This is a genomic window from Acinetobacter sp. 226, assembly GCF_048147925.1.
Taxonomy (GTDB): Bacteria; Pseudomonadota; Gammaproteobacteria; order Pseudomonadales; family Moraxellaceae; genus Acinetobacter; species Acinetobacter pecorum.
Genome location: NZ_JAYWYX010000001.1, coordinates 94,542 through 116,154, shown reverse-complemented (window position 1 = coordinate 116,154; position 21,613 = coordinate 94,542). Strand labels below are relative to the sequence as shown.

Annotated in this window: 18 protein-coding genes and 1 riboswitch; of the genes, 10 read left to right on the top strand and 8 right to left on the bottom strand. The window is 42.8% G+C overall.

Translation table 11 applies throughout. From position 1 onward, the window contains the following. The first annotated feature begins 231 nt into the window (after positions 1–231). A complete protein-coding gene (locus VXP95_RS00470; RefSeq protein WP_064096729.1) occupies positions 232–582 on the top strand; it encodes a hypothetical protein in 351 nt (116 codons plus the stop codon). 81 nt (positions 583–663) lie between these two features. Here VXP95_RS00470 and VXP95_RS00465 read toward each other — a convergent pair whose 3' ends face one another. Continuing rightward, the gene (locus VXP95_RS00465) at positions 664–1,374 is read right to left on the bottom strand and encodes an HAD family hydrolase (RefSeq protein WP_416711148.1); all 711 of its coding nucleotides are present in this window, start codon (positions 1,372–1,374) and stop codon (positions 664–666) included. A gap of 281 nt (positions 1,375–1,655) precedes the next feature. On the opposite strand from VXP95_RS00465, the gene VXP95_RS00460 reads away from it, so the two are divergent. From VXP95_RS00460 to uca, 4 genes are all read left to right on the top strand, one after another. Then, positions 1,656–2,549 carry a LysR family transcriptional regulator gene (locus VXP95_RS00460; protein WP_004280389.1) on the top strand — a complete coding sequence of 298 codons (894 nt, stop codon included), beginning with the start codon at positions 1,656–1,658 and terminating at the stop codon, positions 2,547–2,549. Between the two features lie 206 nt (positions 2,550–2,755). Beyond that, positions 2,756–2,869: riboswitch (guanidine-I (ykkC/yxkD leader) on the top strand. Between the two features lie 30 nt (positions 2,870–2,899). After that, positions 2,900–3,637, top strand: a complete 738-nt coding sequence (locus VXP95_RS00455) for an urea amidolyase associated protein UAAP1 (protein ID WP_064102896.1) — start codon at positions 2,900–2,902, stop codon at positions 3,635–3,637. Positions 3,638–3,648: 11 nt separating this feature from the next. Continuing rightward, positions 3,649–4,299: an urea amidolyase associated protein UAAP2 gene (locus VXP95_RS00450; protein WP_144724712.1), complete on the top strand. Its 651-nt coding sequence runs from the start codon at positions 3,649–3,651 to the stop codon at positions 4,297–4,299. A 3-nt stretch (positions 4,300–4,302) separates the two neighbouring features. Beyond that, complete coding sequence (uca, locus tag VXP95_RS00445; protein ID WP_416711146.1) at positions 4,303–7,908, top strand: urea carboxylase; 3,606 nt, start codon at positions 4,303–4,305, stop codon at positions 7,906–7,908. Positions 7,909–7,980: 72 nt separating this feature from the next. Here the strand turns inward: uca and VXP95_RS00440 are convergent, their stop codons facing one another. Then, complete coding sequence (locus tag VXP95_RS00440; protein ID WP_416711145.1) at positions 7,981–9,876, bottom strand: AAA family ATPase; 1,896 nt, start codon at positions 9,874–9,876, stop codon at positions 7,981–7,983. Positions 9,877–10,489: 613 nt separating this feature from the next. On the opposite strand from VXP95_RS00440, the gene VXP95_RS00435 reads away from it, so the two are divergent. The 4 genes from VXP95_RS00435 to VXP95_RS00420 are packed head-to-tail and all read left to right on the top strand — an operon-like array spanning position 10,490 to position 13,896. Then, entirely contained in the window at positions 10,490–10,621 is a 132-nt protein-coding gene (locus VXP95_RS00435; protein WP_004647016.1) for a hypothetical protein, read from the top strand. Next, the gene (locus tag VXP95_RS00430) at positions 10,614–11,057 is read left to right on the top strand and encodes a CopG family ribbon-helix-helix protein (RefSeq protein ID WP_004894906.1); all 444 of its coding nucleotides are present in this window, start codon (positions 10,614–10,616) and stop codon (positions 11,055–11,057) included. Before VXP95_RS00435 ends, VXP95_RS00430 begins: the two co-directional genes overlap by 8 nt. Positions 11,058–11,068: 11 nt before the next feature. After that, the gene (atzF, locus tag VXP95_RS00425) at positions 11,069–12,877 is read left to right on the top strand and encodes an allophanate hydrolase (protein ID WP_416711143.1); all 1,809 of its coding nucleotides are present in this window, start codon (positions 11,069–11,071) and stop codon (positions 12,875–12,877) included. Then, positions 12,874–13,896, top strand: coding sequence for an ABC transporter substrate-binding protein (locus tag VXP95_RS00420; protein WP_416711141.1), 1,023 nt, complete (start codon positions 12,874–12,876; stop codon positions 13,894–13,896). The genes atzF and VXP95_RS00420 overlap by 4 nt, the downstream gene beginning before the upstream one ends. Before the next feature lie 66 nt (positions 13,897–13,962). On the opposite strand, the gene VXP95_RS00415 is transcribed toward VXP95_RS00420, so the two are convergent. The 5 genes from VXP95_RS00415 to VXP95_RS00395 form a co-directional block, all read right to left on the bottom strand. Then, the gene (locus VXP95_RS00415) at positions 13,963–14,292 is read right to left on the bottom strand and encodes a DMT family transporter (protein ID WP_416680243.1); all 330 of its coding nucleotides are present in this window, start codon (positions 14,290–14,292) and stop codon (positions 13,963–13,965) included. Between the two features lie 8 nt (positions 14,293–14,300). Beyond that, on the bottom strand, positions 14,301–15,182 hold the full coding sequence (locus VXP95_RS00410) for a hypothetical protein (protein WP_416705601.1): 882 nt from the start codon (positions 15,180–15,182) through the stop codon (positions 14,301–14,303). Beyond that, positions 15,179–16,186 (bottom strand): isopenicillin N synthase family dioxygenase, encoded by a 1,008-nt coding sequence (locus VXP95_RS00405; RefSeq protein ID WP_416711139.1) that lies wholly within the window; start codon positions 16,184–16,186, stop codon positions 15,179–15,181. Before VXP95_RS00405 ends, VXP95_RS00410 begins: the two co-directional genes overlap by 4 nt. Positions 16,187–16,263: 77 nt before the next feature. Beyond that, entirely contained in the window at positions 16,264–17,145 is an 882-nt protein-coding gene (locus VXP95_RS00400; protein WP_064096740.1) for an ABC transporter ATP-binding protein, read from the bottom strand. Continuing rightward, a complete protein-coding gene (locus VXP95_RS00395; protein WP_416680239.1) occupies positions 17,145–18,089 on the bottom strand; it encodes an ABC transporter permease in 945 nt (314 codons plus the stop codon). The genes VXP95_RS00400 and VXP95_RS00395 overlap by 1 nt, the downstream gene beginning before the upstream one ends. Positions 18,090–18,407: 318 nt before the next feature. Here VXP95_RS00395 and mtlD point away from each other — a divergent pair, with 318 nt between their 5' ends. Further along, positions 18,408–20,534: a bifunctional mannitol-1-phosphate dehydrogenase/phosphatase gene (gene mtlD / locus VXP95_RS00390; protein WP_416711137.1), complete on the top strand. Its 2,127-nt coding sequence runs from the start codon at positions 18,408–18,410 to the stop codon at positions 20,532–20,534. A gap of 65 nt (positions 20,535–20,599) precedes the next feature. Here mtlD and VXP95_RS00385 read toward each other — a convergent pair whose 3' ends face one another. Next, complete coding sequence (locus VXP95_RS00385; RefSeq protein WP_416680235.1) at positions 20,600–21,604, bottom strand: CmpA/NrtA family ABC transporter substrate-binding protein; 1,005 nt, start codon at positions 21,602–21,604, stop codon at positions 20,600–20,602. Positions 21,605–21,613 lie beyond the last annotated feature (9 nt).

The following is a 21,613-nucleotide window of genomic DNA, read 5'->3' as shown; positions in this document are numbered from 1 at the left end:
TATTTCAAGTTTCTCAGTTATCCAGTTTGGTACTCCTCAATAGATTTGGATGGTTTATTGAGGATTTTTTTATCACCCCAGTTCATGAATGGAATATGAAGATCATTTTCAAAAAAATGACGAAGGTTAGACAAACTCATTACGGTCGAAACGCTTCACCTACAAGTTGATGGTTTAGGCACAGTCCCTTCTTTTTATAATGGCCGCGTTCTATCATCTAAGGTCTCAATTTTGCAATATCTTAAATATTTTTCAGCAATCCCATTATTAGTGCTTCTAACAGCTTGTAATACCCCTGAAACGCCAGCACCAGATTATCAGGGCAATTGGAAAAACACCATGGAAAATCCAAAACTTGAAAATATTCTGGTTATTTCCAAAAATGGTAAAAATTATCTGATAACCAATACTATTAAAGATAAGGAAACCGGTAAAACCGAGAAAAAGAATCCAATGCCCGCAGCAGTGAGCGAAAATGGCCTGCTTCAGTTGAACGCAGGTGCAGGTATGGTCGATTTCGCAATCGATGAGAAAACCGGAAATCTGGTCGGTTCAGGTTCAGTCTACAAAAAAGCCAAATAGTCAGCGAGAATTTTACGCACAAGATAAAATCAAAGATGTCATGTGCAAGGATAAAGCATGACATCTTTTTTTAGGAATGCTTTATGGGAGGAAACTTAATAATTCAGCAAAATCTTCGACAAAATAATTCGCTTTGGCTTTGATCAAATCTATTTCATGAGCGGAGTGCTGATCATAAATTGCCACCACCTCGATGCCCGCATGATTTGCTGCTTCTACACCGACTAAAGAGTCTTCAATAATTAGACATTCCTCAGGTCGAAGGTTAAAGGTTTGCAAAACATTCAGGTAAACCTCGGGATGAGGTTTAATATTCTGGACATTTTCACGGGTGAGAATCAAGGCAAAATCCTTATCAAAGCTGATTTTAGAATTAATATTTCGATTGTTATCCTGATAGCGCTGTACATTGAATAAACTGGTGGTGGTGGTCAGAGCCAGAGATATCTGTTGCTGTTTTAAAGCCTGAACCAAGAGGTCGGCCCGAGGTTTTAACTCGACGATATCATCCAGAAAATGTCGGGAAATTGTATAACGACGATTTTTTACTTCTTCTTTAGCTGGTTCAAAACCGTATTGTTCTTTTAAAAATCCACAATATTCCAGATAAGGATCTGGCCTATGTCTCATGGCGGTAAGTTGAAGATCGCGTTGTTGCTGAATCTCATGTAAATCGACTTTTCTGTTGGAGAGCTCATCAATCAGGGCTGCATCGACCTGATTCCAGATGCCTACAGAATCAATCAACGTACCATCCAGATCAAAACAGACCAGCTTTTTATCCTGAAACATATAAGATTTCTCTGTATTTTCACCATCTATTGGGTGTGGCTGAGTATATCGCATACGATTTAAATGTTTAACTGACCTGAACAAACCGGGCTGGAAATTTTACGCTAAGGTACTTTTTAATGGATGTATTCATCTGGCAAAAGTATTTGTTTACGGAAAATTACAGCGAGTTTAATCCTGAAAATAGTTGCGAAGTGTTATATTTTAATCTGACCCTCAATAGACTTATGCGGATGAAAGACCTGTCCGAATGATGAGAAAGTTAAAGGAAATGTATTTCTGTGTTTGAACTTGACTGTAAATTGCTCAGTATTTTTTATTATGTCTATAAATTTAAAAACGTATCTCAGGCAGCCGATCATTTAGATATGAGCCAGCCAGCGGTGAGCAATCTGCTGAATAAAATTCGCCAGCATTATGGTGATCCTTTATTTTTACGTATTGGTAATGAGATGCTACCTACGGATCTGTCCAAACAGCTCTTTCCCTTGGTCAGCGAAGCACTGAGCAAAGTTGAAGCAATCAATAATTTTACGATCAATTTTGATCAGGTCACTTCACAGCAGCGCTTTACACTGGCGATGACCGATGTATCCCATCTGGTGTTATTGCCAAAAATTTCCCAGTATCTGAAGCAGCATGCATCCCATATCCGTCTGAATGTGCGTCCGATTACGTCAGAAACCAGCTATCAAATGGCCAATGGCGAGATTGATCTGGCTTTGGGCTTCTTGCCAAATCTGGAGAATGGCTTTTATCAGCAGAAACTGTTTGAGCAATATTATGTAGTGATCGCGGCGAAAGATCATCCGCGGCTCACGGGTGACAGCATCACGACCGAAGAGTATTTACGTGAAACGCATATCGATATTGATGCCGGGATGGGGCATTACCATATTGAAAATGAATTGCTGAATCTGGAACTTAAGCGTGACATTCTAATGCGTCTGCCAAGTTATCTGGGAGTCGGACTGGTAGTGCAGGAAACCGATGCGATTGCGACCGTGCCTTATTATTTGAGTGAAGTCCTGTTATCACGTGGCAATCTCAAGATCTTTAATGCGCCAATTGCGTTCCCGACCTATTCCGTAAAGCAGTATTGGCATATGTCCTGTCATCATAAAACCAGCCATCAATGGTTACGCAATATGCTGCATGAGATTTTAAGTAAATAACTCTACAACTTAAATAGTTTGATTGAGTTCTCATCTCTAGATTTTAAACTCCCGGTTCAAGCCGGGATTTTTTTATTTTGGTACATCTTGATGCCTTTTTCAGAGCCTTGCACCTGAAGTGATCAGTTCCATCTCAAAAAAAAGTATTACGAATATAAAAAATAGTATTACCAGTTTGGCACAGCCTTTGCATCTATCTAATCAATCATAAAGTGATCTAGGGTTCCGATACATGAAGATTCATGTAGGTCTGCGACCGAGAGTTCACGGCTAGGTTTTCTAAAACCAAAGCTACACGGAGGGATAAAAGCCCGGGAGGTAAACCGTACAAGTTAGATGCAGGGGCTGTTATGAGCACAACTACTTATCACGAAGATTCCGCACTTTGGACTGAACTTTTACCGGGTGGCCATCACTGGTCAGCGCGCATTCAACGTGGCGCAGTTTTACAACTCAAATCCTTGGGCGCAAATACCAATGTTTCACTGTTTTGTGTGAATAGTGAAGACAAGCTTGAAGCCTATAACATGCCAGACAGCCTTAAAGGTCAACACAGCGCATTTTTAAGTACAGGGCACATTTTGGCGTCAGATTTGGGTCGTGCGATGGTGTCAATTGTCAAAGATGACCACGGTTGGAATGATGCTTTTTGTGCACCAAGTACCGCACCGCAAATTGAAGCACAGTTTGGCACGAAGACCTTCCAGGATGCCCGTAACGATATGTACCGCAATGGCAAAGACAGTCTGCTTTTAGAGATGACCAAGTTTGGTTTATCGGCTACGGACTTAAGCAATACTTTAAACCTCTTCTCAAAAGTTCAACCGGATGACAACGGCAACTTGTCTTATGTGAAGTCTGACAATACCGATCAAGTGATTGAACTGCGCTTTGAAATGGATTGTTTGGTGTTTTTATCTAGCGCACCGCATGCCTTAGATAACTCATCTGAATATGTACCCGCTGATATTCAACTCTCACTGTTTAAAGCACTTCCTTTAGGCGACACCGATGTCTGCCGTGATTCATGCCCGCAAAATCAGCGTGCGTTCCAAAATAATAACCGCTACTACGCTTTAACTGCTTAAGGGGAATAATCATGACTGCATTAGTAAACCTAGAAAAATCAGTACTCAGCGAAGTTTGTCCTGCCGGTGAAGCGTGGATGTGCGAAGTCAAAAAAGGCCAGTATTTCCGCATCGTGGATCTAGAAGGCAATCAGGCGGTGGATACCTTATTTATTTCCGCACATAACCCTGAAGAGCGTTATAGCGCAACCGATACTTTGGCGATGAACCGTCAAATTTATCTCGAAAAAGGCACAACTTTATATACTAACTTTGGCAATAAAATCGCCACCATTAATGATGACAATTGCGGTCGCCATGACACTTTAGGCGGTGCATGTTCATGTGAAAGTAATACCGTACGTTATGCCCATGACAAATACCCAATGCACAGTTGCCGTAATAATTTCATGATCGCATTGTCGCAACATCCGATTGCGAAAAAGCATGGTCTGAATGTGCGCCATATCGGTCCAAACATTAACTTCTTTATGAATGTACCGGTGACTTCAGACGGTCACCTGAAATTTGATGATGGTATTTCTGCACCAGGTAAATATGTGGAAATTAAAGCGGAGATGGATTTAATTGTGCTGATCTCGAATTGCCCGCAACTGAATAACCCATGTAATGCCTATAACCCAACAAAAATCCAATTAATCATCCGTGAAGGCGAGGAGTAAGCCATGTTTAATAAAGTACTCATCGCCAACCGTGGTGCAATTGCGTGTCGTGTCATTCGTACCCTTAAAAAACTCGGCATTCAATCTGTTGCGGTCTACTCAGAAGCGGACCGTGATTCATTGCATGTGACTTTAGCCGATGAAGCAGTGTTGATTGGTGATGCACCTGCAAGCCAAAGCTATCTCAATGTCGATAAAATCCTAGAAGTTGCCAAACAAACTGGGGCAGAAGCTATTCATCCGGGTTATGGCTTCCTGTCTGAAAATGCGGAATTCTGTAATTTGTGTGAAGCACAAGGCATTGTGTTCTTAGGACCAAATGCGGAACAGATGAAAGCCTTTGGTTTAAAACACACGGCACGTGAGCTTGCAATTCAAGCCAATGTACCGTTACTTCCGGGTAGTCAGTTATTGGCTGATGAAGCTGAAGCACTGCTTGAAGCGGAACGTATTGGCTATCCTGTGATGCTGAAAAGTACAGCAGGTGGTGGTGGCATCGGCATGCGCTTGGTGTGGAATGCGGAAGAGCTGAAAGATGCTTATGCAACCGTGTCTTATTTAGCACAAGTCAACTTTAAAGATGCAGGTTTGTACCTCGAAAAATTTGTGCAAAATGCCCGTCATATTGAAGTGCAAATTTTTGGTGATGGCAATGGTTTAGTCTTAGCTTTAGGTGAACGTGATTGTTCGGTGCAACGTCGTAACCAAAAAGTGATTGAGGAAACACCTGCACCACATCTCAACGATGAGCAACGTGCCTATATTCAAAATGTCGCGATTCAATTGATGCAATCGGTGAATTACCGCTCCGCAGGTACAGTTGAATTTGTGATGGATACCGACACGCAAGAATTTTATTTCTTGGAAGTAAATACTCGTCTACAAGTCGAACATGGCGTCACTGAGCAAGTCTTTGGTGTCGATCTTGTTGAATGGATGGTGACTTTAGGCAGTGGTGATTGGGTTGCCCCAACATCAAAACTTGAATCTAAAGGTCATTCGATCCAAGTACGTCTCTATGCCGAAGATCCAATCAAAAATTTCCAACCAAGTGCAGGTTTGCTGACGCATGTTGATTTTGATGCCAATGCCCGTAATGAAACATGGGTAGAAACAGGCTCAAATGTCTCATCTTTCTATGACCCGATGATTGCCAAAATCATTGTCACAGCAGATGATCGTGAATCAGCAATTCAAACCATGACCGACACGCTGGCTAAAACCCAAGTGGCAGGCATTGAAACCAATCTTGAATATCTACAAAACATTATCGACTGCGATGTATTTAAAGCCGGTACACAGACCACGCGCTTTTTAAATACCTTTGAATGGAAAACCCAAAAAATTGAAGTCTTACAAGCGGGCATTCAAACTGCCGTGCAAGATGTCACAGGTCGTTTGGGCTATTGGGATGTTGGTGTGCCACCATCAGGTGCGATTGATCCGCTGTCTTTAAATGTCGCGAACCAATTGTTAGGCAATGCACCCAATACCGCAGGGCTTGAATGTACTTTGCAAGGTCCAAGCTTAAAATTCCATTGCGATAGCCAAATTGTATTAGCAGGTGGCGATATGCCATCGACTTTGGATGGTGTGTCTGTCCCGATGTGGCAAACTGTGAATGTGCGTAAAGGTCAGATGCTGAAATGTGGCAAGATCGCCACAGGTTGCCGTACTTATATCGGGATTAAAGGTGGTCTGAATGTGCCTGAATATTTAGGCTCACAAGCGACTTTTACCTTGGGTCAGTTTGGCGGTCATGCAGGGCGTAATTTACTGATTGGAGATATGCTTCCAATCACGGCATTTACATCCGATGACGTCAAAGCATTAATAGAAGATCAAATCCCTGCATTCTCAAACTCTTGGGAAATTGCGGTGATGTATGGTCCACATGGTGCGCCGGATTTCTTTACCAAAAACGACATTGATACCTTCTTTGCCAACGAGTTTGAAATTCACTTTAACTCAAGCCGTACCGGTATCCGTTTGATTGGACCAAAACCTGAATGGGCTCGTCAGGACGGTGGTGAAGCAGGTCTGCATCCATCCAATATTCATGACAATGCCTATGCGATTGGTGCGATTGATTTCACCGGTGATATGCCAATTATTCTCGGTCCAGATGGTCCAAGCCTCGGTGGTTTCGTGTGTCCTGCGGTAGTGATCAATTCTGAGCTGTGGAAACTCGGTCAACTCAAAGCAGGCGATAAAGTCAAATTTGTGCCTGTGAGTTACCATCAAGCGAAATTGCTGAATGAAAAATATCATGCGCAATTAAATGCTCAAGATACGCAAGCTGTCACTTTTGATGAATCGTTCTATCCTGAAATCAGCACGTTGAAATCTGCCATTTTAGATACCTTAAAAGGTCAAAATGGCACGCCTGATGTGGTGTATCGTCCTGCCGGAAACAACTATATGTTGGTGGAATATGGCGAACTGGTTTTAGATTTAAACTTGCGTTTCCGTGTTCATGCACTGATGCAATGGGTGAAAGATCAACACATTCAAGGCATTATTGACCTGACACCGGGTATTCGTTCGCTACAAATTCATTTTGATTCGACTCAGCTCGATCAGATTGAGTTACTGCGTATGCTTCAAGTCGCTGAAGAGCAACTGCCTGATGTCACCGAGATGCAAGTGCCATCACGTACTGTGTATTTACCGCTTGCGTGGGAAGATTCACAGACCCAACTTGCAACCGAACGTTATATGCAAACCGTGCGCCCTGATGCACCGTGGTGTCCGGACAATATCGAATTTATCCGTCGTATTAATGGTTTAAAAGACAAACAAGCCGTGAAAGACGTGGTTTATAACGCGAGTTATTTGGTCATGGGCTTGGGCGATGTGTATTTGGGTGCGCCTGTGGCAACGCCACTTGATCCGCGTCAGCGTTTAGTCACCACCAAATATAACCCTGCGCGTACGTGGACACCTGAAAATGCTGTCGGTATTGGCGGTGCGTATATGTGCGTATACGGTATGGAAGGTCCGGGCGGTTATCAGTTTGTCGGTCGTACCTCGCAAATGTGGTCACGCTACCGTAAAAACCCAGACTTTGAACAAGGTATGCCGTGGTTATTGCGTTTCTTTGACCAGATTAAGTTTTATGAAGTGTCTGAAGCTGAACTCATGCAAATGCGTGAGGACTTTAAAGCCGGTCGTTTAAAATTGCGTATTGAAGATGGTGTATTGAACCTGAAAGAATACAATGACTTCTTAATCGAAAACCAAGAGTCCATTTCTGCCTTTAAAGCAGTGCAACAAGCCAACTTTGATGCTGAACGTAAACGCTGGCATGAAGCAGGGCTTGCAGAATATGTGTCTGAAAGTCTGGATGCTGTAGATGATGGCGAAGGTGTTGAAGTGCCTGAAGGTGGTTGTGCGGTGGAATCGCATATGCCGGGTTCAATTTGGAAAATTGAATGTCAGTCGGGGGATATTGTGGAAGAAGGTGCAACCTTAGCTGTGATTGAAGCAATGAAGATTGAGATTCCAATTATTGCGCCTGAGCGTATGAAGGTTGAAGCAATTACGATTGAAAAAGGGCAGACGGTAAAAACGGGACAAGTGTTGTTTACGTTGGCGCCAGTGGCTTAAAGAATCCTCCCTAACCCTCCTTTTTCAAAGGAGGGAATTTCCCCTCTTTATTAAAGAGGGGTTAGGGGAGATTTAAGAATTACATTTTTCGATATGCTTAAATATTCGTTCACATAACGCTTTGGCTTTTGGTGTAAATTCCCAATCAGGTTTTTCATCGAAATCTTTGATGATTTCTCGGCAGAAATCTAGTTTATATTTTATTGTACCTACACCTTTACCATCAGCAAATGCAGTTTTATCAGTTGATGTTCTGGTATTTCGTATTTGATCGTCTAATAGTTTTCCTATTCCATAATCTTTATGATCAAAGTAATCAGATGCAGTGATTGAATCTAACTTTTCTATAGTAAACCCCTGTTTAGTTCTAGTTTGCATCTTGCTAAACTTTTTTTGAGCTACTCTAATGATTGCCTCTTTCGGCAGAGTATTTTCTGTTTCCTTGCACTCTAAAATTAAATAATTATCTTTTTTCAACTCACGCTTTAAAACTTCTACACGATCAGCTTTACCTTGAATATCACCATCAGCAATGAGTAACATTTCACTTGCGACAGCTTTAGCACTTAAACCTTTAGCTTCCAATTGATCAGCATATGTATCACTAAAGCACCAATGCACTAAATTACTTCCTGCATACTCTACAAATGTATAGTGATAATTCGGCATAAAACGACGATACTTTTTATAAAGCTCTTCATTCGATTCTTCTAATTCAGCTAAATATTTTTCCATATATTTAGTGATATAGAGCCGATCGGTAATGCCTTCTACCCATATCGTACAGTTCGCCAAATAAACAGAAGAAGGACGTACGCCTAATGAAGCAAGTAGGTCACGATCTCGGTCACAACGCTTAATTTTAAAATCAAATTCGCTTGGGTTATCTATTTTCGGTTGTTTTACAAATTTTTGAATTATGACTTGGTCAGATTCATCTGCCATATCGAGTAAATGATTGGAGTGCGTTGTAAAGAAATAATAGTGGTCAGTTTCATCCAAATAGAAATTCATAAGCTGACGAACCATACCTGCGTGCATATGTAACTCAGGCTCTTCTATAAAGAAAGCATGTCTTTTATCTTTGTTGATGAATGCTTCATAAGTCAAAATGATTGCTTGTTGTAAACCATCACCTAACTGTGAAATAGGGAATTGCCTATCACTACCTATTTTAATATTTACAACATCTTGATCATGCTTAGGGATAAGTGAAACAGGTTCATTATCAAAAAAATATTCGCTTAATTTTTCTTCATATTTTTTAATCAGTTCACGTTGTTCTGGTTCGCCTAAAAGGTGAATTTTAAGTTCATGGTAGAGGCCTTCACCTGTAATTATGTTTGATAAATTAAATTTTCTATTCTCTAAACATTCTCCGTTTGATTCTTTATCCATAAAGTAATCTTTATGGGTACGCTCATAATAGGCTTTTTTATTTTCTTCTAAATTAACAGGGCGCATACCTCTTAGTATAGGAATATAGGATTTTTTGCTAAAACCTAAAAAGTTATTAAAGTGATCTATATCTTTTTTAATTTTTTCATAAAATGTTTCTAATTCTTTGGTATTAGCATGAGTATATCTAGATAAATCATTAAATTGTTGATCAAAAAATCTTTTATACTCAGCTCTAGGAAATAAAGGTGCATTTAAAATATTAGTTATATGGGGTAATAGATGTGTTTTTTGATAACCTGATCTATTATCTAGGCTAAAGCTATACTCTGCTAGTGAATTGACTAAATTTTCAATATGTTTAATATCTTCATGATGAGTTAGGCTATTTAAAGAATGAAAGTCAATTATAGTTTGAAATAATGATCTTAGAAAACGACTTTTCCCTGCATTATTTTTCCCAATAAAAAAGTTTAATCTTTTTATTTCTATAATTTTATCGTAGTCGACTTCATTGTCTGAAGTATAATTGTCTAAGTTTTCAGCCCAATAATATAATTTTTCAGTCATAAAAAGCCCCCAAATATGGGAGCTAATTTAGCAGCAATTCATTACTTTTCAAATGAGTTATGAAATAGTGATTGATTCAAATCTGGTTGGTCTTTATTTTAGCAGTATAACACCTTAATAGATGACGGCCTGAATCACTTAGCCACACTTTGATGCACCCTCGAACCCCAATGGTGCAAAATGGCCTATTTTTTTAAGCATACTTAAAAAATAAATCATTCTTGTTTTGCCTCTTTTTACGTATGTAATTAATTTCCCACGCATTCTGCTTAAATTGCACTCTATTTTATATTGTGGCACGCTTTATGCTTTTATTTATATACAACATAAATACAGGAGAGCAATACACTTGATCACTCATAATCACAAACATCGGTTAACCATTCATGTATAAAAAGAATAGCAAGGGCATGATCATCAAAATGGAATAAACCGGTGAAATACAAAACTTACTTTTGCTTTAGAACAAGCCCCATCTCACTGTTATGGGGCTTTTTTTCGCCCCTTTATAAAAGTTTATTCACCTCATCCAAATAACTAAAAACTGGCACGCTTTCTGCATTTTCCTAAGTAATACGAAATTCTGGTTTTGTAATATCCACAGGAGATGCACGTGAACAATCCGACATCAAATAAAAAAATGCATCCATGGCTTCACTTTCTGGTTGAGCTACTCAGCGTACGCGCAGGCTTTCACATTAAACAGTCTTCCCAATATCAACCCAAGGATCAACATCGTGCCTAAACAAAAATTGGCACGGATCAGTATCACCGTGCCAGAAACAACGCTTCAGGCAATGGATCAAAAAATTGTCGAGCAGCACTATGAAAGCCGTTCGCAGGCCATTGTCGACATGATTAACCGTCACCTGATTGATGATCTGGTGATTCGCGATGAAGTCATGGTTGGCACACTCACCTTGCTCTATGACGTCAGTCTGAAACCGCTGCGCAGTCAGCTGGTCGATCTGCAACAGCAGTATCTGGCACAAGTGATCAATTCACTGCATATCCAGCTGGATGATGAAAAAATCCTGCAAGTCATGCTGATGCAGGGCGCGAGCAGTGACCTGAAAGAAATTAGCGAACAATTTATTGCACTGAAAGGCGTGATTAAAGGGCATCTCGAACTGATGGATGCTGTCATGCCGCCCATTCCACAAAATACCGAACACACTTAAGGAGAACAGCTGTGCACAACTTATGGACTGTACAGGACTGGCAACACGCCTACCAGAATAACAATATCCAGCTTAGTGACCTGATTGAGTATGTTGCCGAGTTTAAGAATGACGATCATGCCTGGATTTCAATTGCGACAGCAGCACAATTACAGGCACAAATTGATGCATTGACTGGTGCAGATAGTGCAAGCTTGCCACTTTATGGGGTGCCATTTGCAGTCAAGGACAATATTGATGTTGCAGGGTTCTATACCACAGCAGCATGTAAAGAGGTAGCTTATCTGGCGACTTCCGATGCAACCGCAGTAGCCAAATTAAAAGCTGCTGGAGCGATTGTCGTGGGTAAAACCAATCTGGATCAGTTTGCGACAGGTCTGGTTGGGGTGCGCTCTCCATACGGTGCGGTGAAGAACAGCTTTAATCCTGAATATATCAGTGGTGGTTCAAGTTCCGGTTCCAGTGTGGCAGTTGCGAATGGCCAAGTACCATTCAGCTTGGGTACAGATACTGCAGGTTCAGGACGTGTGCCGGCAGGGCACAATAATATTGTCGGACTCAAACCGACCAAAGGCTGGTTCTCGACTACAGGCCTGATTCCGGCTTGTCGCACCATCGATGTGATTTCGATTTTTGCCTTAACGGTGGATGATGCCTGGCAGGTGGCGCAAGTCATGCAAGGCTATGATGCCAGTGATGATTATTCCCGAGTACATCCTCAAAATGTACCGAGCCAATTTTCAAAAGGGAAAATTGCCATTCCGGATACACTGGAATTTTATGGCGATGCTGAAACTGAAAAAGCGTTTAATCTGGCGATCGCACGTGTACAAAGCTTGGGCTATACGGTTGAGCCGATTGATTTTGCTCCATTTCAGCAACTGGCGACTGCACTTTACAATCGCTCTTGGGTGGCTGAACGTACCAGTGCCGTAGAAAAAATGGTGCAACGCGAGCAGACCCATCCGGTAATTGGCCAGATTATTGCGCAGGCAGACCGGTTCAATGCGGTCGATGCCATGCAAGATGAATATGAACGCGCCCGCCTGAGCCGTATTATTCAAAATACACTGGCAGATTATGATGCCTTGATGGTGCCTACTGCACCCACTATTTATCGCATTGCAGAAGTAGAAGCCGATCCTCTGGTCAAAAACAGCCATATGGGCGCTTATACCAATTTTGTCAATTTTGCCGACCTGTCGGCTTTGGCTCTACCAAACAGCATTCGTGCCGATGGTCTTCCAACGGGTGTGACCTTTATTGCGCCAGCCTGGATGGATGAAGCACTGGCCAAATTCGGGCAAAAATGGCAGCAAGCAAGCCAGTTAAAGTTGGGCACATCTGAACTTAGCTATGAAAAAATAACTGAAATCTCATCGGGTCACAGCGTCAAACTGGCTGTCGTCGGTGCACATCTGACCGGTATGCCACTGAATTTTCAGCTGACCACACGTGGTGGCACCCTGATCAAGCAGACCCGGACTGCTTCACATTACAAACTCTATGCTTTAAAAAATACCACACCGCCAAAGCCTGGCCTGCAATACAACGCCAAAGGCTTTTCAATTGAAGTAGAGGTCTGGGACATTCCACGTGCACTGTTCGGGGACATTGTTGCAGAAGTTCCGGCACCTTTGGGGATCGGTAATGTCCAGCTGATTGATGGTACTTGGGTGAAAGGCTTTATCTGTGAAGGCTATGCACTTGAAGATGCAACAGATATCAGTCATTTCGGTGGCTGGCGCGAATTTATGAAATCTAAACAACTTTCAAATACCAAATTTAAATGTGAATGCATAGGGGAAGTCGCAAAATGATCAAAAAAGCACTGATGTCCGTTTCCGTACTGTCTGCAATCCTTTTTAGTGGCTGTGACAATACTGCTAAAGTACCTGAACCAAGTGCCAAGGCAGAAGGACGTGTGACGACTCAGCCCATCCGGATTGGTTATAGTGACTGGCCGGGATTTGTGGCCTGGCAGGTGGCGATTGAAAAAGGCTGGCTGGAAGATGCCGGAGTTAATGCCGATTTTAAATGGTTTGACTATTCTGCTTCACTCTCTGCATTCGCAGCGAATCAGCTGGATGCTGTACTGGTCACCAATGGTGATAATCTGGTCACTGGCTCTGGCGGTACCAAGGGTGTGATGATCATGGCGACTGATTATTCAGCTGGAAATGACGTAATTATTGCCAAGAATGGCATTAACTCAATTCAGGATCTGCGCGGTAAAACAGTTGCGACTGAAAAAGGCCTGGTCGATCACTTGTTACTGTCCACTGCACTAGAGGATGCCAAAATTGGCATGAATGAGGTCAAACTGGTCAATACCATGACCAATGAATTGCCACAGGTTTTTGCCACTCCCGATATTGATGCGATTGCGGTATGGCAGCCAGTGGCGAATCAGGCTCTATCTGCAGTGGCCGGTTCAAAAATCATTTTCACCTCTAAAGACAAGCCGGGATTAATCTACGATACCTTGACCGTGAATCCCGCCCATCTGGAAGCCAATAAAGAGCAATGGAAAAAGGTGATTCAGGTTTGGGATAAAACCGTCAAATACATCAATGACCCGGCGACTCGAGAAGACGCTGCGCAGATCATGTCCAAACGTGTCGGTGTCGATGCGAAAACCTATATGCAGTTCATTGATGGCACGCATTTGCTGGATCTGGCCGCCAATAAGAAAGTCTTTACCAAAGGTGATGGCTTCGACTCGATCTATGGTTCCAGCTACCATGTGAACAAGTTCAATGTGGCTAACGGCATTTATACGACTGAAATGAACGTGGATGGCGTGATTGTTCCAACGCTGGTACAAGAGCTGCAATAAAGCCTGATCTCTTGCATAAAAAATCCCCGGTCTGGGGATTTTTACTATCAGATGAATATTAAAAAATTAAAGCTGCGTACTTTTGGAAAAGACATTGATAAAAATAATGCCAATGATCATAAACGCCAGCCCGATCAGCGCCGGAAGATCCAGTTGCTGTTTAAACACCAAGAGGCCAACCGCTGAAATCAGGATAATACCGGCACCAGACCAGATTGCATAAGCAATGCCCATCGGGATGGTTTTCATGGTCAATGACAGGAAAAACAGGGCAACGGCATAACCGGCAATGGTGGCAAGTGAAGGCCAGAGCACGCTAAAACCATTGGAAGCTTTCAATGCAGAAGTTGCAATGACTTCTGCAATAATGGCAATCGAAAGATATAAAAAAGACATATTTCTCCCTATAACACCCGTGCTGCATGCTGCATCAGGTGATCCTGTTCTGACTTTAACCAGCTTTCAGCTTGTGTAGTCGTGGGGGTGGCATATTGAAATTGGTAATCCGGCTGGTATATATCCAGCTCAAAAATCAGGTCAATTTGACGACCATCTAAAATGACATGCTGAACCAGACTGCTTTCATTGAGAACTTCAAAATTTTCCAGCTTAAAGGCTTTGCCTGTTTCGCTTGTGCGGGTGCTGTAAGTTTTAGCTTGGCCATCAGTCCCGATAGAAACTTCAAAACTTTCCACCAAGGCAAACACGGTCGGATCGACTGCTTTCAAATCCATTTGAGCTACTACACTTTGCACTTCAGGCAAACGCGTCAGGGCATAAGCAATATGATCACCACAAATAATCAGACCACCATCCATTTCCAGTGTCTGACCAGATTGAACATCAATCGCAGATTGCAGCCGCAGCCCTAAAAATAAACCGTGCTGTACCTGCTGGCGCCAGTCTTCCACATAGACATTACTTGGAGAAAATTCCAGAATGCAGTTGCCAATCGCATGCAACCTGGCTGGTTCCGGCCATTGCACATGATTCTGGTAATTGGCGTAGTCTTTCACTTCCCAGGACAATAGCTGGCTAGCGCTATCCCAAAGCGTATTGCCAATCCAGCCTTGGCATTCCTGGACAGCAGTTCCCGTCTGGCTTTTTAGACGAAGATCAATGGTAAAACTGCGCGACTGAAACCAGTACACAATGGTATTTTCATCAGTCAGGCCATTATAAAAACTGATACTTTTACGCCGGAAAGCACCGAATAAAAAGCCCGGAATAATCTCTGGCTGAGGGATAGTGGGCTTTAAAGTCTTAATCACTTCAAACAGATTCATGATGCTGTCTCCGCCTGTTCTTCAAGTCCAAAAGAAGAAAGTGGTACAGCATTTTTTAAGATCAGTTCACCGCTAGCAACGCGCTGTTTTAAATATTGAAAGGTCTGGGCGGTCTGATTAAACAGATGCTCACCCCCGATCAGGGCAGAATATTTGGAATTTTCAGTGGGAATAACCGGTTCAATCACGGTGTCATAATTGCAGGCGCAAAATAGCGGGAACGAATAACGTTCTTCCGAGACCTTTTTCACGCGGTGCTTGGTGGCGAGATACTTACCATTTGACAGAATTTCCATCATGTCACCGATATTCATCACCAGTGTATTTTCAATCAGGGGAATGTCGATCCATTCGCCGGCTTTATTCAAAACCTGTAAGCCGGGTGCGGTGGGTAACAGCAAGGTAAAGCATTCGTAATCGGTATGTGCGCCAATGCCTTCGGCATCTTGCACTTCCGGATTATAGGGATAATGAATCAAGCGTAGCTGACTTGGTGCATCAGTAATTTTGCTTTCAAAAAAGTCCTCACGAACGCCCAATGCCAGTGCAAAGGCAGAAAAAATCTGCCGGCTGATCTCACGCAGATGACTGTAGTATTGGCTGACAATAGACTTGAAATCCGGATGGTCTGGCCATAAGGTGGGGCCAAGTAAAGGACAGTTTTTTTGTGTACCCTGATAATCATAATTGACATCATAGGCTTCTTTTAAATCATAACTGTTGCCGGCAAACTGTTCTTCGCCAATCGGCACATAGCCACTATGGTTTTTTGATTTGCCAATATAGTGCTGCATTTTGGTGTCCAGATCCTGAGAAAAATAGGACTGGGCTATTTCAATCAGGGCTTTGGCGTAGTCAAAATTAAACTGGCTACCTTGCAGATAAAGAAATCCGACTTCTTTACAGGCATGATCCAGAGCATGAGCAACTTCAATACGATCGGCTAAATCCGGACTTTGTAATTTTGAAATATCAACCAGTGGGAGTACATATTGCGCTTGCATGACAATCACCTCTAATGTTGGTCGTCCAACATAGCGATTAAAACCTTCGGGTCGTCCCAAAGGCATTTTGGATAATATTATTTATTGCTGCTGACCTTGGTCATACGCGGAATGACTGGCAGTTCTGCCAGTGCCGGATCCAGTTCATCTTCTTCAGCATGCACAAGATAATCGACACGTTGTCTTAACTGTTTAAATTCAGGACTAAGCATGACGTCTGGATGGCGTGGACGAGGTAGATCAACTTCGATAATTTCCTTGATTTCACCCGGATTGGCTTTCAGTGCCACAATCCGGTCGGCCAGTAAAATGGCTTCATCCATATCGTGGGTCACAAAAATGATGGTGATATCAATGTTTTGCCACAGGTCCATCAAGTGACGCTGCATTTTTTGCCGGGTATGTGGATCAAGTGCTCCAAAAGGTTCATCCATCAACAGGATTTTTGGTTCATTGACCAAAGCCCGGGCAATCGCGACACGCTGTTTCATCCCGCCAGACAACTCATGCGGATACTGGTTTTCATACTTTTCCAGACCAATGATATTGATCCATTCACGTGCCTGTGCTTCGGCCGCTGCACTACTTTGGCCTTTCATGCGCGGACCAAACATGACATTTTCCTTGACGGTTTTCCATGGAAACAGGGTATAGCCCTGGAACACCATGCCACGCTCCGGACTTGGGCCGGTAATTGGCTGACCATCTACCAGAATCTCACCACTGCTATAAGGATCCAGACCGGCGACGACACGGCTAAAGGTTGACTTGCCGCAACCGGAAGGCCCAATCACACAGATGAATTCACGCTTATGAATTTTCAAATTGAGTGCATTTAAAACCGTACGTTCAGTTTTGCCATGACTGAATTTTTGCGTCAATTGCTTCGCTTCCAGAATCACCGGACGGCTATAAATCTTGTCAAAGTATTCGCGGGTATTAAATTCAGTGTTTTGCATCAGTTAGCTCCCGGTTTCCATTTAAATAAGCGTTGTCCCAGTTTCATTAAAATCACATCACACAGCAGACCAATCACCCCGATAATCAGGATCGCGGCAAAGACATTGGGAAAGTTCTGATAGCGGGCTTGCTGGGTAATGAACCAGGTAATTCCGGAGGTGCTGCCGATCAGTTCAGCTACGATCAGGTACGTCCACGCCCAACCCAGCAACACGCGCAGATTACGGTAAATTTCTGGCATAGCCGCTGGAATCACCACATGAAACAGGCTTTTGAGTTTATTGGTGCCTAGGGTGAAACCGGCTTCAATCAGGCTGCGATCGACCAGACGAGTAGTATTAGCAATCAACAGAATCATCTGGAACAGGGTTCCAATCACAATAATGGCTATTTTAGGTGCATCATTGATTCCCAATATTGCAACGGCAAGTGCACCAAAAGCCGGAGCAGGCAAGTAACGGAAAAACTCGACAAAAGGTTCTGTTAACAGGGAAATTTTCTTGGAAAAACCACATAAAATTCCGAGTGGAATGCCAATCAGGCAAGAAATAAAGAATGCAGTAAAGACCAGCTTGATACTGTGCCACAGGCTTTCATAAAACCAGGGTGCATTCGGTTGAACAGGAGGGGTGGTAAACGCGGTTACCAATGCAATTGCCACTTGATGCGGTGCTGGCAAATAGATGGGATTGACCAGGATGCCTTGAGGTGGGGCCAGACCCTGATCCACTGCGGATTGGGCAGCGGAAAAAAACACGTCTTTATCGATTCGACTATTGACCTGTAAATAGCTCACACTACCGGGATTGGTAATCTCGACCTGTGGATGCCAGATAAATGGCAAATAGCTGACCGCACACCAAATCAGAATTGGTATTAAAAAAGACCCCAAGCCAAGTAGCAGTTTATTTCTTTGACTGAGTTCACGTGCAACGTAACTCATAGTGTTGCCCCTCAATATTACAAATTTTATAAAACGTAATACTGAATAAGCAAAATGAATGCCATTATGGGTGGGAACAGCCAAAATATTAAAATATTCTTATATTTCAAAAGAAAATTTAAAACGAAAAACAGGGATGATAAGTTACTTAAGTTAACAATTTGATTACATATGCAAACATAAAACATAGAATTTTAGTCTTTATTGGTTGTTTTATAATCAAAACTATTTCATATCTTTACATCGGTTTAATTCGACCCAGCTTTTCTTTAAGGTATTGCTCACTTCTTAACTCATTGAATTATAAAAAGGGGAGCAATGTTAGAGTTTAAAAATCAAATCTTACATGGCGCTATTTTCGATATGGATGGAACCATGTTCGATACGGAACGCTTGCGCTTTCAAACCTTGCAGCAAGCTTCACGTGAGCTGATTGGTGTCGAATTTTCTGAAAGTTATTTAATGCAGTGTTTGGGCCTCAGTGCCCGTAGTGCAGAGCAGCTAGCCAAAGAGCGTTATGGACAGGATGTGCCCTATGCCGAGATTCGCCAGCGTGCCGATGTGCTGGAACTGGAACATGTACGTCATCACGGTGTTCCCATTAAAAAGGGGTTATTGCAGGTATTGGAACGCCTACGCAAGGCAGGCCTGAAAATGGCGGTAGCGACTTCAAGTCGCCGTGCGATCGCAGAAGAATATCTGATCAATGCCAATGTCTATAAGTTTTTTGATGTACTGGTGTGCGGCGATGAGATTAGACAGGGGAAACCTCATCCGGAAATTTTTATCAGTGCAGCCGAAAAAATCAATTTAAGCCCGGCCCAGTGCCTGATGTTTGAAGATTCTGAAAATGGTTTGCGTTCTGCCTATGATGCAGGTGGTATGACGGTGCTGTTCAAGGATATCAAAATACCGAACGAGTCCATGCTGGCACAAGCCCAGTATTATTATGAAACGGTCGAAGATTTTTTGGGAGAACTGAACCAGTTTGTTCCGGTTCTGGACATGCCGGAACTGGAGACCGCTTTTCCGCAAACACTCAATCAGCTGACTGTCGGGATTCACGGTTTTGGTGCAATTGGGGGCGGTTATCTGGCTCAGGTATTATCACACTGGGATGGATACACTCGTCCGCGCAAAATTATTGCTTCGACACGTAATCCGCTGTATCAATCTAGCGTTAATGCTTTTGGCACTTACTGCATTCGCTATGGCCAGAATTCTTTTGACCAGCGTATTGAAAATATGAGCGTAATTGATGCGCATGATCTGGAACAGATGCAGAACATGTATATTGAATCCAGTCTTGTAGCAGTCTGCGTACCTGAGGAAGCACTGGTTTCTGAAGCAGAGGTCATTGCACAGGGCTTATACGCACGTTATCTGGCCTATGAGCAGCAGGATCAGCCACTGACCGTGCTCATTATCCTGAATAAAATCGGTGCTAAACAGCAGGTGATGCAGCAGATTCTGAACAGTCTGCAAACGATTACTGATGAACAGACCGCACAGAAGATTATGGATCAGCATTATTTCTGTGACACCGTGGTCAATCGCATGGTTTCCAAGCTATCTGACCAGAAGCTGTATCGTCAGTTACGCATCAAATACAACATGTTCAAGCAGTATCAACTGGATGAAGATTTATCCACCGTTGATCTGGATGATTCAACCGCATTGAATGCCGAGCAGGAACATCAGGCAGGTTTATATATAGAAGACCTGCGTCGTAATTTCCAGCCGAGCCATATCCTGCAATCGATGGATCTGATTCTGTTTAATGCTGAAACGGATATGCCAATTTATGTGGAAAATAACAGTCCGTTACTGGCAAAAATGCGGCAGATGATTCTGGTAGATGATATTGCCAATATCCAGCTGATTAAAAACCGCTTATGGAATGGCGTGCATGCGATGATGGCTTGGTATGCCAGTCTGCGTGGACATCAGACTATTGGTGTTGCCATGTCTGATCATACAGTCAGAAAATTTATGAATCAGGCCTTAGCTCAGGTGAAGCATGGTCTCTGCTACCAGATTCCAAAACATGCCTCAGACCTTGAACGTCTGGCTCAAAGCTTTAGTGAGTCCTGTGCCAATGCCTATCAGGATCCATGCGCACGTGTAGGTCGTGAGCCTCTAAGGAAACTTGAGCATAATGAGCGTGTTATGGGATCATTGGCCACCTTGCTTAAATATAGCTTGCCATTTGATGCTGTGTTAAAAGGCGCAGTGCTCGGTTATGTCTATGCCCTAGAGCAGGGTGAATGCGAGCAGCAGGAACTTTTGATGCATTTGCAGATTCAGTTAAGACATATGGCATTAGAGCCGCAGCTTTATGAGATTCTGTATGATGAAATGTCACAATTCATCAATCAGATTATTGCTGGAAAATTGTCCTTGCAAAAATTCATGCAACTGGATTTACAGCAAGCATTAAGCTAAATAAAACGTTAAATAAAAAAGACCCGAAATTTTCCCGGGTCTTTTTTATGGGAATATACAAAGTATTAAACAGTGCTAGATTCTTGTTGATAAATACAGGATTGTGCAATCTGTAGCTGATCATCTTCTGATAGATCAAGATTTTCCCATTTCTGCATCTGCTGCAGGAGCCAGATAAAATCATCGACTTTCGGTTCGGCACTTTCCCCAACAAAATTCCGGATAATATTCTTGATCTTGTGAAAGTCATAGACATGCCGCTGGGCGGAACATTCAAACTGAATAATCTGAAAGTCCACCAGCATGTCCCATACTTCTGATAAATCGCTGCGCTGCTTTAAATCATCCTGCGCTTTTTGTACAGCCTTGACCATTGCCTCTACAGTAAATGGATGCTGTTCTGCCCATTCTTGGGTCATGGCCAAGACTTTGTCGGCAACTTTTGGAATGACATTTTGGCTCGCTGCAACGATAAAACTATAGCCTTCAAGTTTGGCCTGAATATTCCAAGGTTCTCCCACACAAAAGCCATCAAATACCTGTTCCGAGATTCCTTTTACCATGAAAGGCGGTGGAGATGTCATCAGCTGGATATTCTTGGCAAGTTGTGGATCAGTCAGTGCCAGCCATTCTTTTAAACAGTAATGGTGAATTGAATATTTATACACATAGGCCAGATTGATCGGATGATTCTGTTGTAAAGCCTGCACAAGTTTCTTTGAGGTACTCTGTTCATCATCCCCAGGCTGGATGCCGAGTTCATAACACAGATCCTGGCGCAGACTAATAAAAGCCTGATTCACGCTCAGTACTAGAGGGGTTTGCAAAGCCACCTGTAACTGGTCTGTGCCCAGGGCAGCAGCGGGCAACATGGCGGACAGACAATGTGCAGCATCCAGAAAGCCATAGGCCAGACGGTCTCTTAGACTTGACCAGGAGGCCTCGCGGATTAAATTGATGGTTAATCCCTGCTCGGCAAAATACCCCTGTTTTTCGGCCCAGAGAATGGCAACACAATCAAGTAAAGGAATATAGCCAATATTGAGTTCAGTTTTTTCTAATGTGGACATATGCTTTTC